The sequence below is a fragment of the Enterococcus sp. DIV0436a genome (assembly GCF_051711605.1).
Lineage (GTDB): Bacteria > Bacillota > Bacilli > Lactobacillales > Enterococcaceae > Enterococcus_B > Enterococcus_B faecium.
In genome coordinates this window covers 1,530,700-1,545,933 of record NZ_JBIONA010000001.1, presented here as the reverse complement: position 1 = coordinate 1,545,933, position 15,234 = coordinate 1,530,700, and the positions used below count along the sequence as shown (strand labels likewise).

Here is a 15,234-nt window from a genome sequence, read left to right as displayed (position 1 = left end):
ATGAAAGAACTATTTTCGACATACAAGCTCCCTATCATCTTTGGGGTACTTGGATTGATATTAGCCGTTTTATGGATCACCGTGGGCTTTTTCAAGACCTTATTGATCTTGATCATGGCAGCGATCGGCGTCGCTATCGGTTTTTATCTGAAACAAACGAAAATCTTAGATCACTATTTTAAATCTTAGGAGGAAACATCCATGAATAACAATAACAAAAATAATAACAATAAAATGAACAACCAAAAACCAGTGTCTGCACATCCAGACCCAACGACACCAAACCAATCAAATGGTGTGAACGATGAAAAGAACAAAACAGCACCAGTATCTGCACATCCAGATCCAGTAGTCCCTAACGTTCAACAAGGAGTAGAAGAGAAGAAACATGATGCAGAAAAGCATGCACCTCATCATCCAGGAACTCCAGAATCTAAAGTTCCAGAACAACATGATGCAATCGATCCTTCTAAACCTGTGGAAGAGCAAAAACATCCTTCTGACCATGCGAAAGCACAAGAAAAACTTAGTTCTGACCACACAAACGGACAAGGAAAACTTGGTTCTGATCATACAAATAACCAAGGAAAGCATGATTCTGAACAGGAAGATTCAATGCGCGGTGAGCTGAATTATGAAGATAAAGTTGTGCAAAAAATCATCGGAATCGCAATTGAACAAGTAGACGGTTTATTATCTGCAAACGGTGGTTTCTTCTCTAATGTGGCAGGAAAACTTGTGAATACAGATAATGTAACGGCTGGTATTGAAACAGAAGTCGGTAAAAAACAAGTAGCAGTTGATATGGATGTCATTGTGGAATATGGCAAAGATATCGAAAAAATCTTTGAAGAAATGCAAGAAGTAATCGGCAAAGAAGTAAAAAATATGACACACTTAGAAGTGATCGAAGTCAACGCTAACGTAGTGGACATCAAAACAAAAGAAGAATTTGAAAAAGATCAAGAAACGGTGCAAGACAAAGTAACTGACGCAGCGAAAAGAACCGGTGAATTTGCTTCGAATCAAACAGATAAAGTAAAATCAGCAGCTGGAAGCGGCGCACAAAAAGTAAAAGAAAATACAGAACCACGGGTTCAGTAATAAGGAAGTAAAACATTAGGAGGAACGAAACATGGGATTTATTTGGTCACTTATCGTCGGAGGAATTATCGGAGCAATTGCAGGAGCAATCACGAATAAAGGTTCTTCGATGGGGATTATTGCAAATGTCGTAGCAGGTTTAGTTGGATCAGCACTTGGTCAAGCATTATTAGGTTCTTGGGGACCAAGTATTGCAGGAATGGCAATCGTGCCATCATTGATTGGTGCCATCATTTTAGTACTAATCGTATCATTCTTTGCTCGAAAACTGTAAAAAGACTTTTAAAAAGAGGTCGTGAAAAAGCTGTTCTTCATCAAGTAATAAGAACAGCCAAACAAAAATAGCTTCTCATATTTTTCATTTGGTTGGGCATATTATCGAAGATGCAAGCTTTTGAACACTGTTTATTCGGAATAAGAGGCTGTGACAAGACTTTTGTCACAGCCTCTTATTTATGCGGGCAAATTCCCAATTAGATTTTTAAAAGTTTTTTAAGGGAAACCCAGTATGTTAACCAGTTTTTCCTTAAATGTGTCTTTATTGATACAGAGAAGCTTCTTTAATAAAATAATGTCTCCCTAAATTTTCTTGAGATAGAAAAGGTGAACATACAAAATAATACGACCACTTGGAAAACCCAGATGATCCACAAATGGATCGTATGATACTGATGAAGTAAAAAGCAATGGATCAGAAACTCAAAGAGATTGAAAAAGACAAGGAAGAAATAATATCTCTTTTTTACTCTTGTCTGTTTTAGCCAATAATAGCTCGTAAAGTAATCTAGACAAACAAATAGAAGTAAACAAAGTTTCGTAAGAGCAGCAATCGTATCATGTTGCTCTGCTAGACGATTGACGAGCAGGAAAAATGTTGGTAATGGAATATAGATCACGAGTAATGAAAGAAAAAAGTAAACAATAAATGGCATACTATTCCTCCTAATTGTGTGAGTTCGCCCTCATTTTAAAATAACGATATTTGTTTGTGAAGCTTTTTCGTGTCGTAACAAATGTTATCTAATGTATTTTTAAATAAATAATCATTATTATCAAAATAATGTTAAAAATAAAAAAGAACATTCCATCACTGTTATTCAAATCATTTTATCAAAACTACATAGTAAATGGTAAAAAGCAACATGACATAATATATAGAAGGCTTTACAGTATATATGGGAGTTTACTAAAAAAGAATGGAGTAAGAGTTAACACAATGGGCCATTAGCTGAAGTTTTAAGCACTTCAAGGTATGAAACAGAATGGCCTGTAATACTACATGATTATTTAGACTGCTCAAACTGCTATCAGTCTGGTGGAATGAATAAAGTATTATACTAAAAGCAGATCCAACTACAACGTAACAGGAAACCAGTTGTATCAGGAAAAGTGATAGTACATGGAGAAGAAAAGGCCCCCTTTGTATGAGTCAGTACATATCTTATTTATAGATAAAACGGTATTCAATTGAAATAAAAAATCTGAATAATAGACGTAAATAACTTCTAAAAGTCTCACACATCTATCATTCAGATTATTTTTTATTTACTGTTTGTTCTACTTTATTTTATTCTTCTGGTATAGTATTCGAGTCATTTTTATAGGTCAACAAATCACCTGGTTGACACTCCAAAACTTGGCAGATTTTTTCGAGAGTGGAAAAACGGATGGCTTTTGCTTTTCCATTTTTTAGAATAGAGATGTTTGCCATCGTAATGCCCACTTTCTCACTCAATTCAGTCACACTCATTTTTTTTTGAGCTAATACTACATCTAAATTAACGATAATTGCCATGTCGCACCTCACACTGTCAAATCATGATCTGTCTTAAGTAAAATCGCATTTTCAAGCAGTTTTTCCAGCACGCTTGTTAATGTGTATACTGCAAAAGGAATGAATACGACAGCGATTCCTACCAACATCAAACCTGGAGCATCGTCTAAATCCGCTACTTTCATAAATTTAGGAAGTAAGCCAAAAAAGGCGAAACCAATAAACAAAATGGTTCGTTCGATTTTTTTTAGTATGTTTAAGCTTTGAGTGGAAAAAGCCTGGTTATCTTCGATTTTTTTCAATAGTTTCAATAAGAAATAAGCAATAACGATCCCTAGGAGAAGGGCAAAGTAAATGACAGAAACAAATAATGTGGTCTGCCAATCAAAATTGAATCCTTTTTCGCTTGTAGCGATCTGAGTGTAAAAAAGTACGCCGAACAAAATAAATACGGCACTTATACCTAAAACGACAAATTTTAATAGCAATGTTTTAAATTTCATTTTTATCCCTCTTTTATCTTTGATAGCTAAAATATAGCAGAATAATTATTGTAAAACAACTATTTTTTATCGAAAAACAATAAAAATATATCGTTTATAAAAAATGATAGAGTATGAGGGTGTGGAGTGCATTTAACAGCTTTTTTTGATTGTAAGAAACATTTAAAACCAGTTATTTTAGATTCTATGTGTGTCTCTTCTATAATGCTAGTTTAGATGCCTGGGATTATATTGGACAATACAGTTGGAGGATTTTTTATTATCTAGCGAAGAGAAGTGTAAGTTAACAGAACTGTATGAGAAAAAAGACAACTACGTAGTAGCTAACCGATTCATTAATTTTTTCAAGTTCATGTTTATTTACGTATCAGAATTTTTCTTATTCAATGGTTTGGTGTAATCACCACTTATTTGTCCTTTATTGCTTATACAATGTTATACAAAAGGAAAATCAAGCATTGACGCATGGGGTGGTACTATCTAGCTGAAATAGCTTAATAAGCGCAAGTAGATGCATTGGATTAGTTTATAAATCAAAAGTGTTAGAGGTATTAAGAAGAAGTAGAAAAATAAAATGGATTGCCGAATAAAAAGTACCATAAATCCTAAAACATGTGCCAACAGATAGATGGCACATGTTTATTTTTTTCGATAATTTTGTAACAAAAATACGAAGATGAAAAAGAATAGAGATTCCCATAATGTAGTAGTCCAACTGAATTCTTTACTGATACCAAATACCATATTTCCTAGATTTGATACAATCAAATAGCCAATCGTTATGATCAATGAATAGTACAATCTTTTCATCATAGGACATACCTCGTTTTTATTTATAAGAATAGTATAAACCAAAGAAGTGAATAAGAAAAATGATAATATAAAAATAAAGCAAGAACGCATTAAAGTAACTAAAGTTATTTATTGTATTTTTTAATTCTCCGAAAAAATTTAATAAATAAATAGAATCTTGTAATAATAACTGAGCATAACCTTTGCAATTTTTAATCTTGAATAATATCCTTTAAGTATAGCCAGTAATCAAAAGTAAATAGAGAATAAGTAAGCAATTGTTATTTCAGTATCAGACTGGCAATAAAACGCCGTTATGATCCAACAATGTTTGGTAGCGCTTTATTTACTGGTGCTATGCTAACTGTTCGCTATCTATACTGTGATTGTCGGTAGAGTTATTTACAGGGTAAAAATAAGTTTATAGGAGGTGGAAAATGAATAAGGGGTTAAAAATAATCGGTGTTATCATGAGTTTACTGCTACTTTCAGTATTTCTAGCGATTGCGTTGATCAATGCGCCGTATATTATGCCTGAACAATTGGAACGATTTCGCTTCTTTACTTTAACGAATTACTACATGCAACAATATATTTTCTGGGCAGCTGTAGTATTTGCCGTTCTTGCTATTATCATCTTGCTAGTCGTTCTTTTCTATCCAAAGTCAAGAGGAACTTTCGTTATGAAACGGGAAGATGGCAAACTAACAATCGACAAAAAAGCGATCGAAGGGTTGGTACGTTCCCATTTACACGAAGAAGAGTTCATTCATTCACCTAAAGTACGGATACGTTCAACGAAAAATCGAATCCATATCCATGTCAACGGAGACTTGAAACGAACTTCTTCATTAGTAGGGAAAACAGGTGTATTGATGCAAGACATCGAAGAAGAAGTGACTAGAGTACTTGGAACAAAAGAAACGGTCAAAGTGGCAGTCACATACAGCGGTTATGAAGAACAAGAAGATACAAGAGACTACAAGCACTCTCGAGTGGAATAGGAGGGCCAAATAATGAAAGAACTATTTTCAGCATACAAGCTCCCTATTATCTTTGGGGGTCTTGGACTACTGCTAGCTGTTTTGTGGTTAACGATTGGATTTTTCAAGACATTGTTGATCATAATCATGACAGCAATTGGCGTAGGAATCGGTTTTTATTTGAAACAGTCAGGAATAGTTGATCAATTTTTTAAATCATAGGAGGAAACAAAGATGGAAAACAAAAACATGAATACAACAAATGGATCAGTTTTGGCAAATGAAAAAGGAGAAAACCGCATGATGAATGGTGAATTGACTTATGAAGACAAAGTCATCCAAAAAATCATCGGTTATGCATTGAAAGATGTAGATGGTCTATTGACATTAGATGGCGGATTTTTCTCAAATATGGCTGAAAAATTAGTCAACACAGATAACGTAACAGCAGGTATCAATACAGAAGTAGGTAAGAAACAAGTAGCTGTGGATCTAGATGTGATCGTAGAATACGGTAAAGACATCGAAGATATTTACAACCAAATCAAAGAATTGATCAGTACTGAAGTAAACAATATGACACATTTAGATGTTATCGAAGTGAATGTGAATGTTGCAGACATCAAAACACAAGAAGAATACCAAAAAGATCAAGAAACAGTACAAGACAAAGTAACAGAAGCAGCAAAATCAACAGGACAATTTGCTTCACGCCAAACAGATAAAGCAAAATCTGCTGTAGGCAAAGGTGCACAAAAAGTCAAAGAAAATAACGAACCACGTGTACAATAAGAAGTAAAAAGTCAGTTAGGAGGAATTTAAAATGGGATTTATTTGGGCATTAATCGTCGGCGGTATCATTGGAGCAATTGCAGGAGCAATCACGAATAAAGGATCATCAATGGGGATCATCGCAAACATCATTGCTGGTTTAGTAGGTTCAGCAATTGGACAAGCTTTACTAGGAACTTGGGGACCAACAATTGCAGGAATGGCTATCATTCCATCATTGATCGGTGCAATCATTTTAGTATTAGTCGTTTCATTCTTTGCACGTAAATTATAAGCAAATTGAAGAAAAACTTATGTTGAAATGAAGAACAAATTTGAGAACCGTAGCGACACTTGCTGCGGTTCTTTTTTATATATTTTATATGAAGTATTCTTTATTCCTTATGAAAAAATATCTTTAAAAATAAAAAAAGACGAAAATAAACGGTTTTCTATAAAAAGAAGACCGTTTATTTTTTGTCTTTATTTGTGTGAAAAACGAAAAAGAGCACAACACATCAAGCTTTTATTAATTGTCTGTCTTTTATAAATGCAAGTATTAATTCAAAAAAACAGAAGAAAAAAACAACTACACCTTCTTTTATACTCGTAATCGTAGAAAGGAGGCGAAAAAAATGAATACATTACCTATCAATACAGGAGATACAGCATTCATGATTTTATGTACAGCAATGGTTTGTCTGATGACTCCTGGTCTAGCTTTTTTTTACGGCGGATTAGCACGGAAGAATAATATACTAACGATCATGTCTCAATCTTTTCTCTCCGTTGGGATAACAACGATTATGTGGGTATTTGGTGGATTCGGATTGGCCTTTGGACGGGATATCGGCGGTGTTATTGGAAACCCGGCAGATTTCTTTTTGATGAGACATGTTACAAGCTTCCCCAACATGTTTCATGGTGCAACGATTCCATTTTTAATGTTCTTTCTTTACCAACTGATGTTTATCGTGATTACCGTTCCTTTGATGACAGGAGCTTTTGCAGGGAGATTGAATTTAAAAGGCTATATTATACTTGTTATTTTTTGGAATCTGCTGATTTATTTCCCTGTTTGCCACTGGATATGGGGCGGCGGATTTTTGGATCAGATGGGATTTAGAGATTTCGCTGGTGGAGCAGTCATCCACACGACAGCTGGATTCGGCTCTTTAGCATGTATCCTCACACTTGGTCAAAGAAAGATTCCTTTAGGAGAAAGAAGTCAGCATAGCAGTCTTATGGCAGCTGCTATCGGTACAGGACTGCTTTGGTTTGGCTGGTTCGGTTTTAATTCCGGTGGTGCACTTCGAGCAGATGAACAAGCAGTCAATGCATTTGGTTCAACATTCATCGCTCTTGCATTTGCGATGATTACTTGGCTGATCATTGCAAAAGTAAAAGGAAATGGCTTTGATTTTGTCGACGTACTAACAGGATCCGTTGCTGGATTGGCAGCCATTACGCCTTGTGCCGGTTATGTAGAAGCAAAAAGTGCCATGCTGATTGGGATCATTGCGGGTATCGTCTGTCATGCTGCTGTTGATTTTCGTAAAAAGAAACAATGGGATGATGCACTTGATGTGTGGGGTGTTCATGGCATGGGCGGATTCACAGGTACGATTCTGATAGGGATCTTTGCATCTAACAGCCATTTACTAACGAATCCAAGCAGCTGGTACTTCTTAGGGATTCAAGTGATTGGTGTCATCATTACTGCCGTGTATGCCTATGTGCTGACAACAGTGATTTTAAAATCGGCGATGCACTTTACAACGATCACTACTACAAAAGAAGAACAAGAAGAAGGATTGGACTTTTTCTTCTTTGGCAACAAACTCAATTGAAACAAATTCAAATAGAAAAGAGGAAGATTCATGCAACAAAGCAAAACGAAAATTCCTGCAAAAAAATTAACGTTCTTTGGCTTTTTGGCTATGACCATCTCAATGGTCGTTTCATTATATGAATATCCCACATTCGCGACCTCAGGCTTCAGCTTAGTATTTTTCTTGTTATTAGGCGGTTTGCTATGGTTTATCCCTGTGGCATTGTGCGCAGCAGAGATGGCAACGGTGAAAGGATGGGAAAAAGGCGGTGTCTATACTTGGGTCAGTCGCACATTGGGAAAACGATTCGGTTTTGCCGCAATCTTTTTCCAATGGTTTGAGATAACAGTTGGCTACTTGACCATGCTGTATTTCTTAACTGGTGCATTATCCTATGCAACGGGTATTGGTGCTATACAAAACAATAAATATCTGAAATTGGCAATCCTATTGATTATTTTCTGGGCTATTTTACTCTCACAGTTAAAAGGAACCAAATACACTTCATTGATTGCTCGGATCGGTTTTGTAGCTGGTATCTTGTTGCCAGCATTAGTCTTGTTTGGCTTAGGGATCCATTATGTCGCTTCAGGCGCTCCACTACAAACGACACTGTCTATGAAAACATTGATTCCTGATTTTTCAAAATTGCCTACGCTGGTTGTTTTTGTTTCCTTTATTTTAGCATATATGGGCGTAGAAACATCTGCCAGTCATGCAAATGAAATGGAAAACCCTAAAAAGGATTATCCATTAGCAATGTTTGTATTGGTTATTCTGGCAATCATTTTAGATACTTTTGGCGGATTGACCGTCGCTACTACAGTACCTCAACATGGTTTGTCTCTTAATACAGGGGTGATTCAATCGTTAGAATTCCTATTAAGACACATTGATCCAAATCTTGCATGGATTGCGAAAATTCTTGCGATTCTTGTTTGTTTAGGTGTCATCGGAGAAATTGCTTCTTGGGTAACCTCTCCTTCAAAAGCACTTCACGTAGCAGCAGAAGAAGGATTACTTCCTGAATATTTTGCAAAAGAAAACACACACGGTGTTCCTGCTCATTTGATGATCGCAAATGGGATCGTTGCAACAATCTGGGCAGCCGTCTTTACATTAAGCGGCGGGGGGAATAATCTTTCATTTCTTGCAGCGATGTCATTGACTGTTGTAATCTACCTGATGTTGTACTTTATGTTTTTCGCGGGCTATTTGAAGCTGGTTTTTAAAGATGACAGTCTTGAAAGAGCCTATCAGGTTCCAGGCGGAAAAGTTGTAAAAGTAATCGTTGCTTGTTTAGGTCTTTTGACTTCACTTTTTGCTTTTTGTATCTCATTTGTTCCACCTGCTAGTATCGCAGCTGGACAGCATGGGATTTATGAAACGATTCTGATTGTTTCTTATCTTATCGTCTTAGTTATTCCATTTACGATCTACGCATGCCGTCATAAATTCCAGCATGCAGAAAAATAAAAAATGAAAGCTGGTTATTCAAATGGAAGTAAAAGAATTAGAACAATTGATTGGAAAAAATTTCCACTATTATCAAACAGGACAAGTGGCGGATTACATTCCAGCATTAGCTGAAGTGGATCCTAAACAATTAGGTATGGCGATTTATGATTTGAATACAAAACAACTGATTGAGGGTGGAGATGCCGATGTGCGCTTTGCCATCGAAAGCATGTCAAAAGTTCCCGTATTGTTATTAGCAATCAAAGACAACGGAATAGAAAAAGTCTTTCAAACAATCAACACGGAACCAACCGGATTTGCTTTCAATTCTATCATGAATATGGAAATCAATCATCGCAAACATCCAATGAATCCTTTTGTTAATGCAGGAGCGATTGCAACAACCTCGTTGATTGCCGGTAAAGATGCAGATGAAAGATTTGAGCGAATCTTGTCATTTATGAAAGAGATCTGTGATGATCCTAATATCACATTGAATGAAGAAATCTATCATTCTGAATCAAGAACAGGTGATATCAATCGCTCTCTTGCTTACTATATGAAAGGTAATCAAATGATCGAAGGAGACGTACCGGAGATACTCGATGCTTATTTCAGACAATGCTCCCTCAATGTCACCGCTACAGGCATAGCAAAATTAGCTGCTGTGCTGGCAAATAAAGGAATTGCTCCTTGGAATGGCAAACAAATCATTACTGAAGAAAGTGCTACAATCGTCAAATCAATTATGACAACTGCTGGTTTGTATGATGAATCAGGAGAGTTTTCCGTCCATGTTGGTGTACCTGCAAAAAGCGGTGTAGGCGGCGGGTTGATGGCAGCTGTGCCAAATCGTTACGGCATAGGTGTCTTCAGCCCGGCACTAGATCCATTTGGTAACAGCGCAGCTGGTATCCAATTGTTGAAAGATGTAGTCAAAGAACTAGACGCTGACATCTTTGAATAACCATTCTTGAAAGAGGCTGGGGTAAAAGTCCAAACGGCTCAAAGCTACCTACAATGAGGCTGAAATTGTGAGCTTGTTTGACTTTTGTCCCAGTTTCTTTTTTTATTGGTTTTTGAAAGGGCTTTTCTAAATAAAAAGGAAACAAAAATACGATTTACAGATATGATTAAATAAAATCATAAGAAAAACTGGAGGCGTGTATCAGGAATGCTGGAAAATTACATCGAGCGAAATATATTTAGAAAAGTGTATCTGTGTGAACAATTATTTGAATTCCAAGAAATAGATATCGAACAAACAGCTATTTCACTAAGGGTGACTACACCAACGATCCTTCACGATCTAGAAAGTCTAGCCGAGTGTCTAGAATATTGCATAAAAGAACAAGTAAGAGAGAAGCATAAGTATAAACTCGTATTCAAACATGGTATTGCTCTTTCTGAGCTCACACAGTTTCTGTACGGTCAATCTTATTTTTTAAAGTTTTTAAGTTATTATTTTAATGGTATATTCACGAGTACAGAACTGGCTGATCTTGAATTTATTTCTTTGAGCAAAGTATATACAATCAAAAAAATCGTATTGGATTTTTTTAAAGAAAATGATTATTTGAAAAATAAAGAAATCATTATCCCAGAATTTGACTCGCGGAACATCTTGCTAGCTTTAGTACGTTATGTCAATTGGGAAGGCTATGAAAATAAAAATCCGTATGTAGAAGAAGCTTGTAACGAGTTGATTGATTATGTAGAGACTCATTTTTTTAAAAGAAGATATTCGGAAGATGAAAAGTCCTTTATCATACGAGGAATAGAGATCGCAATCGGAAGAAAGGCATTTCCCCTTGGACTGAAAGAAGAAGATAAGAAAAGCGCAGAAACGAAGCCGTTATTTCAATTAGTCTGTCAAGGATTGGAAGAGCAAAAAGGAATTCTAGACTTACAAGAAGAAGATGTCTATTATATTTTTTCTTTGTTCAACAGTAGAAATTATACCAATGAGAACATGGAGCTGTTAAGAAAAGATTTCGAAGTTGTTTATAAAAATTTTGTTCTCAATGACCTATCACTGAATGAATTGATTTTACAGATTATTAGTATCGCTGAAATCGACGATGCAGAAAATTTTATTTTCAAGCAATCCTTTTTACAATTTGTCCGTACGTTGTGGGCAGATGGACAAGTATTTTTACCGGAAAGGATCTATCTTCTATCAGAAAAAGAACAACTTCTGTACGGAAAAATTGTAGAAATATTGGAAGAGTGGAAAAAGAAAAATCAAATCCAACTAAGATGGAATGAAAATTTCATTCGAAAATTCGTCAAAAGTCTTTCTTTGATCAACAGTGAACAAGCGGGGAGACAGGAAATAGAAATTTTTGTTGTTTCAGAAAGTTCAGTCAAACAATTTTTTTATCGAACCCAATTTCATTTGTATGCGGAAGAAGGCATCGCTGAAATAAATCCTATTTTATTTCGTTCATTAGAAGAATTGCCTGATGAATGTCTATGTGCGAAAAAAAGAGCGGTTTTGTGCGATGCTGCTAGCTATCAAAATGGATTAGAAACTGAAAAGACAAAGATCTATCCAATCTCATTAAAAGGTGCAAACATCCATTTGTATCATATTGCTCAGGAACTTCACCTATTAAAAAAACATATTTCTTGATGAGATCTTAATTAGGAGACCTTCTACAAAGCTTTTTAATTGTCTGTAGAAGGTTTTTATTTGAGTCCTGATTCGTGCGAAGATCTACTTATATAACAAGCTTTCTCTGAAATTTTTTTAAAATGCTATTGACTTAGAGTCAACTCTAAGTAGTAGAATAGATAAAGTGTAACAAATCTATTTTCATTAAAAGAAGATAGTACGGAGGAGAGAATGTATTATGAGTACAGTATTACATGTATTGGATGCAATCAATAGCCCCGCAGATGTCAAAAAATTATCTGTTGAGGAAATGAAACAGTTGGCAGAAGAGATGCGCCAAAAAATCTTGCAAAAGGACAGCGATGTAGGTGGGCACGTTGGTCCGAATCTAGGTGTAGTAGAATTAACGATTGCGTTTCATTATGTATTTGATTCACCAAAGGATAAAATCGTTTGGGATGTTTCCCATCAGTCTTATGGTCATAAGCTTTTAACTGGTCGAAAAAATGGTTTTGAAAAAGGACATTACCGTGAAGTGAGCGGATATTCCAACCAACATGAAAGTAAACATGACTATTTTACAGTGGGGCACACATCTACATCTATCAGCTTAGCAACAGGTTTAGCTAAAGCGAGAGATCTGAAGAAAGAATCAGGAAATGTGGTAGCATTTATCGGTGACGGCTCCCTAAGTGGTGGCTTAGCTTTTGAAGGATTGAACAATGGTGGTGTTTTACAATCCAATCTAATCGTATTAGTAAACGATAATGAGATGTCTATTGATGAGAACCATGGCAGTTTATATAAAAACTTAGCTGAGCTTCGTCAAACCAACGGTAAAAGCAGCAATAACCTATTTAAAGCAATGGGATTTGATTATCGTTACGTGGATAATGGAAACGATCTGGAAACGGTGATCCGTTTATTTGAAGAAGTAAAAGATATTGATCATCCGATTGTACTTCACGTCCATACGGAAAAAGGTCGCGGTTATCAGCCGGCAATCGATAATAAAATGAAATATCATTGGCATGTACCATTTGATCTGCCCACCGGGGAGGCAAAGCAGGTAACTTCTGGAGAAACATTTAATATGATCATCATGGATTATTTGGATAAGAAAATGCAAACAAGTACAGCTCCTATTGCCGCAGTCAATGCAGCGATACCAGGCGCCTTTGGACTGAAAACATTCCAAGAAAAACATCCAGATCATTATTTTGACGTGGGGATCGCTGAACAGCACTCTATCACTTTCGCTTCTGCTTTGGCTTCTCAGGGAGTACGTCCAGTCGTCTTCCAATCAAGTACTTTCTTGCAACGGGCATATGATCAATTATCACATGATTTAGCGATCAACGAGAATCCAGTGATTATTTTAGTCGGTGGCGGAACGATCTCAGCTAGTGACCGAACACACCAAGGAACATTTGACATTCCTTACTTATCAAGTATCCCGAACATCAAATATCTTGCTCCAGCAACAAAAGAGGATATGATCTCTATGCTAGATTGGGCGTTCGAACAAACAGCGCAGCCTGTAGCAATCCGGATTCCTACACATGGTGTAGAACATGGTACAGCTATCGCAAATGATTATAGTATTCCAGCCTATCAAACAGTAAATAATGGAGGAAAAGTAGCAATTTTAGCTTTAGGCGGTTTTCTTGAATTAGGAAAAGAAACAGTAAAAGCTTTTAGAAAAAAAGGAATCGAAGCAACGTTGATCAATCCAGGAACGATCACAGAAAATGACGTAGAAACATTAGATAAATTAAAAGAAACACATGAATTAGTCATCACATTAGAAGATGGTAGTTTGTCAGGAGGATTTGGCGAAAATATCAGTCGTTATTATGGTGATTCTTCAATGAACGTATTAAATTTTGGTGCAGAGAAAGAATTCACGGATAGCGTTCCTGTAGGGCAGCTTTATGAACGTTATCATTTAACACCAAAACAAATCGTTGAAGATAGTCTGCGTGTCTTGAATATTCAATAATTCATTATGCTCACCATCCAGATAATTGTTTATACTAGTATCTGGATGGTTTTTTCATTATAAAAAGCAAAGGGGTGGATGTTATGTATCAGCAAGTAGAAGAATATGTCAAAAAGTTCCAAGAAAAATATCCTAGTTATCAATCAGAAAAATTAGGTTTCTTTTCATTTGGGGATACAGAAAAAATGGCAGACGAGTTGAGCGAACTAGTTGTAAAAAAGATAAAGACTGGTACATCAAGTGGTTACGATCTGTATAAACAAGAGAATGAGCCTTTACCAAAAGTTGGTCAATTAGACGTGGTCCTGAATGGAAAAAATGAACCAGTTTGTATCATCAAAAATATAAATGTGACCATCTTGCCTTTTAGTGAAGTCACGAAAGAGCATGCTTGGAAAGAAGGAGAAGGGGATCGGACATTAGCTTATTGGCGGAAAGTCCATGCTGAGTTTTTTAAACATGCTTATAAAGAAGCGTTGAACATAGAATTTACAGAAGAGAAGCTGGTCGTATACGAAGAATTTGAAGTAATTTTCTTTTAGTAAGAAAGGTCTGCTGAAAGAAATAGCTCATTATTGACTCCTGAATAGAAAAGGGTTACATTTTTATATGAAGCTGTATTTTTATATAACATTACTGGAGGAGATATTGTGGATACACTGGAACAAATCAAAGGCGGAGTCGTCGTTTCTTGTCAAGCTTTGGAAAACGAGCCGCTACACAGTTCTTTTATTATGGGGAGAATGGCTTTGGCTGCAAAAGAAGGCGGAGCAGTTGGTATTCGAGCAAATACGACAGAAGATATCAATGAAATCAAGCGAATCGTTGATTTACCGGTAATAGGGATTATCAAAAGAGATTACGATAGGTCAGAAGTGTTTATTACTGCGACAGAAAAAGAAGTGGAAGAACTTTTGGAGACGCAAGCAGAAATCATTGCACTGGATGCAACTTCTCGTAAACGTCCGACAGAAAAAACAACTGCTGAACTTGTCCAAATGATTCACGAACACGGTCGGTTAGCTATGGCAGATATTTCGACTTTTGAGGAAGCGCTTCAAGCGCAAGAAGATGGTTTTGATCTTTTGTCTACGACTTTAGCAGGCTATACAGAATATTCACGAAAGACGCAGACACCTGATTTTGATTTATTGAATCAAATCATAGAACAAGTCGATATCCCAGTAATTATGGAAGGACATACTGACTCTCCTGAACAAGTAGAGAAAGCATATGAATTAGGTGCTTTTTCAGTCGTAGTTGGATCTATTATCACCCGTCCGCAATTGATCACTAAAAGATATGTCGAAGCCGCAAGTAAAGCAAATAACTAAAAAACACGCACGGCACAGATTCTTGACAAAAAAGAAAAATTGATAGATAGTTTAAAGCAGATTC

The 15,234-nt window shown here is 36.1% G+C and carries 19 protein-coding genes; 15 read left to right on the top strand and 4 right to left on the bottom strand.

Features of this window, described 5'->3' with window-relative positions; genetic code table 11:
- From IGL15_RS07510 to IGL15_RS07500, 3 genes are read left to right on the top strand one after another with little or no spacing between them, the layout of a single operon-like run.
- The gene (locus IGL15_RS07510; protein ID WP_002291274.1) at window positions 1-189 is read left to right on the top strand and encodes a DUF2273 domain-containing protein; all 189 of its coding nucleotides are present in this window, start codon (window positions 1-3) and stop codon (window positions 187-189) included.
- Between the two features lie 12 nt (window positions 190-201).
- The gene (locus IGL15_RS07505; RefSeq protein ID WP_047928145.1) at window positions 202-1,104 is read left to right on the top strand and encodes an Asp23/Gls24 family envelope stress response protein; all 903 of its coding nucleotides are present in this window, start codon (window positions 202-204) and stop codon (window positions 1,102-1,104) included.
- A 31-nt stretch (window positions 1,105-1,135) separates the two neighbouring features.
- Complete coding sequence (locus tag IGL15_RS07500) at window positions 1,136-1,378, top strand: GlsB/YeaQ/YmgE family stress response membrane protein (RefSeq protein ID WP_002291278.1); 243 nt, start codon at window positions 1,136-1,138, stop codon at window positions 1,376-1,378.
- Window positions 1,379-1,664: 286 nt separating this feature from the next.
- Here the strand turns inward: IGL15_RS07500 and IGL15_RS07495 are convergent, their stop codons facing one another.
- The 4 genes from IGL15_RS07495 to IGL15_RS07480 all read right to left on the bottom strand — a co-directional run bounded on the left by IGL15_RS07495 (window position 1,665) and on the right by IGL15_RS07480 (window position 4,194).
- Entirely contained in the window at window positions 1,665-2,036 is a 372-nt protein-coding gene (locus IGL15_RS07495) for a hypothetical protein (protein ID WP_104765508.1), read from the bottom strand.
- A 635-nt stretch (window positions 2,037-2,671) separates the two neighbouring features.
- Window positions 2,672-2,899, bottom strand: a complete 228-nt coding sequence (locus IGL15_RS07490; protein WP_002295139.1) for a helix-turn-helix domain-containing protein — start codon at window positions 2,897-2,899, stop codon at window positions 2,672-2,674.
- Window positions 2,900-2,907: 8 nt separating this feature from the next.
- Window positions 2,908-3,381, bottom strand: a complete 474-nt coding sequence (locus IGL15_RS07485) for a DUF2975 domain-containing protein (RefSeq protein ID WP_047928143.1) — start codon at window positions 3,379-3,381, stop codon at window positions 2,908-2,910.
- 639 nt (window positions 3,382-4,020) lie between these two features.
- Window positions 4,021-4,194 (bottom strand): hypothetical protein, encoded by a 174-nt coding sequence (locus tag IGL15_RS07480; protein ID WP_002291299.1) that lies wholly within the window; start codon window positions 4,192-4,194, stop codon window positions 4,021-4,023.
- 416 nt (window positions 4,195-4,610) lie between these two features.
- Between IGL15_RS07480 and amaP the strand changes: the two genes are divergently transcribed.
- The 12 genes from amaP to IGL15_RS07420 all read left to right on the top strand — a co-directional run bounded on the left by amaP (window position 4,611) and on the right by IGL15_RS07420 (window position 15,170).
- The gene (amaP, locus tag IGL15_RS07475) at window positions 4,611-5,177 is read left to right on the top strand and encodes an alkaline shock response membrane anchor protein AmaP (RefSeq protein WP_002297459.1); all 567 of its coding nucleotides are present in this window, start codon (window positions 4,611-4,613) and stop codon (window positions 5,175-5,177) included.
- A 12-nt stretch (window positions 5,178-5,189) separates the two neighbouring features.
- Window positions 5,190-5,378 (top strand): DUF2273 domain-containing protein, encoded by a 189-nt coding sequence (locus tag IGL15_RS07470; RefSeq protein WP_047928142.1) that lies wholly within the window; start codon window positions 5,190-5,192, stop codon window positions 5,376-5,378.
- A gap of 12 nt (window positions 5,379-5,390) precedes the next feature.
- Window positions 5,391-5,948 carry an Asp23/Gls24 family envelope stress response protein gene (locus IGL15_RS07465; RefSeq protein WP_002295944.1) on the top strand — a complete coding sequence of 186 codons (558 nt, stop codon included), beginning with the start codon at window positions 5,391-5,393 and terminating at the stop codon, window positions 5,946-5,948.
- A 31-nt stretch (window positions 5,949-5,979) separates the two neighbouring features.
- Window positions 5,980-6,222, top strand: a complete 243-nt coding sequence (locus IGL15_RS07460) for a GlsB/YeaQ/YmgE family stress response membrane protein (RefSeq protein WP_002290686.1) — start codon at window positions 5,980-5,982, stop codon at window positions 6,220-6,222.
- Window positions 6,223-6,249: 27 nt separating this feature from the next.
- Window positions 6,250-6,477: a hypothetical protein gene (locus IGL15_RS07455; RefSeq protein ID WP_080343611.1), complete on the top strand. Its 228-nt coding sequence runs from the start codon at window positions 6,250-6,252 to the stop codon at window positions 6,475-6,477.
- Between the two features lie 85 nt (window positions 6,478-6,562).
- Window positions 6,563-7,777 carry an ammonium transporter gene (locus IGL15_RS07450; protein WP_002296683.1) on the top strand — a complete coding sequence of 405 codons (1,215 nt, stop codon included), beginning with the start codon at window positions 6,563-6,565 and terminating at the stop codon, window positions 7,775-7,777.
- A 30-nt stretch (window positions 7,778-7,807) separates the two neighbouring features.
- Complete coding sequence (locus IGL15_RS07445; protein ID WP_002297463.1) at window positions 7,808-9,235, top strand: amino acid permease; 1,428 nt, start codon at window positions 7,808-7,810, stop codon at window positions 9,233-9,235.
- Between the two features lie 22 nt (window positions 9,236-9,257).
- On the top strand, window positions 9,258-10,184 hold the full coding sequence (gene glsA, locus IGL15_RS07440; RefSeq protein WP_047929383.1) for a glutaminase A: 927 nt from the start codon (window positions 9,258-9,260) through the stop codon (window positions 10,182-10,184).
- Between the two features lie 207 nt (window positions 10,185-10,391).
- Window positions 10,392-11,852, top strand: a complete 1,461-nt coding sequence (locus tag IGL15_RS07435) for a hypothetical protein (RefSeq protein ID WP_047928138.1) — start codon at window positions 10,392-10,394, stop codon at window positions 11,850-11,852.
- Between the two features lie 220 nt (window positions 11,853-12,072).
- Entirely contained in the window at window positions 12,073-13,836 is a 1,764-nt protein-coding gene (locus tag IGL15_RS07430) for a 1-deoxy-D-xylulose-5-phosphate synthase (protein ID WP_047928137.1), read from the top strand.
- 83 nt (window positions 13,837-13,919) lie between these two features.
- Window positions 13,920-14,378 carry an ASCH domain-containing protein gene (locus IGL15_RS07425; RefSeq protein ID WP_002295936.1) on the top strand — a complete coding sequence of 153 codons (459 nt, stop codon included), beginning with the start codon at window positions 13,920-13,922 and terminating at the stop codon, window positions 14,376-14,378.
- A gap of 108 nt (window positions 14,379-14,486) precedes the next feature.
- Window positions 14,487-15,170 carry an N-acetylmannosamine-6-phosphate 2-epimerase gene (locus tag IGL15_RS07420; RefSeq protein ID WP_047928135.1) on the top strand — a complete coding sequence of 228 codons (684 nt, stop codon included), beginning with the start codon at window positions 14,487-14,489 and terminating at the stop codon, window positions 15,168-15,170.
- Window positions 15,171-15,234: the final 64 nt, after the last annotated feature.

Excerpts from the sequence above, each read along its gene's own strand:
- IGL15_RS07510 (WP_002291274.1), top strand. The coding sequence starts at position 1 with ATGAAAGAACTATTTTCGACATACAAGCTCCCTATCATCTTTGGGGTA.
- IGL15_RS07505 (WP_047928145.1), top strand. The coding sequence starts at position 202 with ATGAATAACAATAACAAAAATAATAACAATAAAATGAACAACCAAAAA.
- IGL15_RS07500 (WP_002291278.1), top strand. The coding sequence starts at position 1,136 with ATGGGATTTATTTGGTCACTTATCGTCGGAGGAATTATCGGAGCAATT.
- IGL15_RS07495 (WP_104765508.1), bottom strand. The coding sequence starts at position 2,036 with ATGCCATTTATTGTTTACTTTTTTCTTTCATTACTCGTGATCTATATT.
- IGL15_RS07490 (WP_002295139.1), bottom strand. The coding sequence starts at position 2,899 with ATGGCAATTATCGTTAATTTAGATGTAGTATTAGCTCAAAAAAAAATG.
- IGL15_RS07485 (WP_047928143.1), bottom strand. The coding sequence starts at position 3,381 with ATGAAATTTAAAACATTGCTATTAAAATTTGTCGTTTTAGGTATAAGT.
- IGL15_RS07480 (WP_002291299.1), bottom strand. The coding sequence starts at position 4,194 with ATGATGAAAAGATTGTACTATTCATTGATCATAACGATTGGCTATTTG.
- amaP (WP_002297459.1), top strand. The coding sequence starts at position 4,611 with ATGAATAAGGGGTTAAAAATAATCGGTGTTATCATGAGTTTACTGCTA.
- IGL15_RS07470 (WP_047928142.1), top strand. The coding sequence starts at position 5,190 with ATGAAAGAACTATTTTCAGCATACAAGCTCCCTATTATCTTTGGGGGT.
- IGL15_RS07465 (WP_002295944.1), top strand. The coding sequence starts at position 5,391 with ATGGAAAACAAAAACATGAATACAACAAATGGATCAGTTTTGGCAAAT.
- IGL15_RS07460 (WP_002290686.1), top strand. The coding sequence starts at position 5,980 with ATGGGATTTATTTGGGCATTAATCGTCGGCGGTATCATTGGAGCAATT.
- IGL15_RS07455 (WP_080343611.1), top strand. The coding sequence starts at position 6,250 with ATGAAGAACAAATTTGAGAACCGTAGCGACACTTGCTGCGGTTCTTTT.
- IGL15_RS07450 (WP_002296683.1), top strand. The coding sequence starts at position 6,563 with ATGAATACATTACCTATCAATACAGGAGATACAGCATTCATGATTTTA.
- IGL15_RS07445 (WP_002297463.1), top strand. The coding sequence starts at position 7,808 with ATGCAACAAAGCAAAACGAAAATTCCTGCAAAAAAATTAACGTTCTTT.
- glsA (WP_047929383.1), top strand. The coding sequence starts at position 9,258 with ATGGAAGTAAAAGAATTAGAACAATTGATTGGAAAAAATTTCCACTAT.
- IGL15_RS07435 (WP_047928138.1), top strand. The coding sequence starts at position 10,392 with ATGCTGGAAAATTACATCGAGCGAAATATATTTAGAAAAGTGTATCTG.
- IGL15_RS07430 (WP_047928137.1), top strand. The coding sequence starts at position 12,073 with ATGAGTACAGTATTACATGTATTGGATGCAATCAATAGCCCCGCAGAT.
- IGL15_RS07425 (WP_002295936.1), top strand. The coding sequence starts at position 13,920 with ATGTATCAGCAAGTAGAAGAATATGTCAAAAAGTTCCAAGAAAAATAT.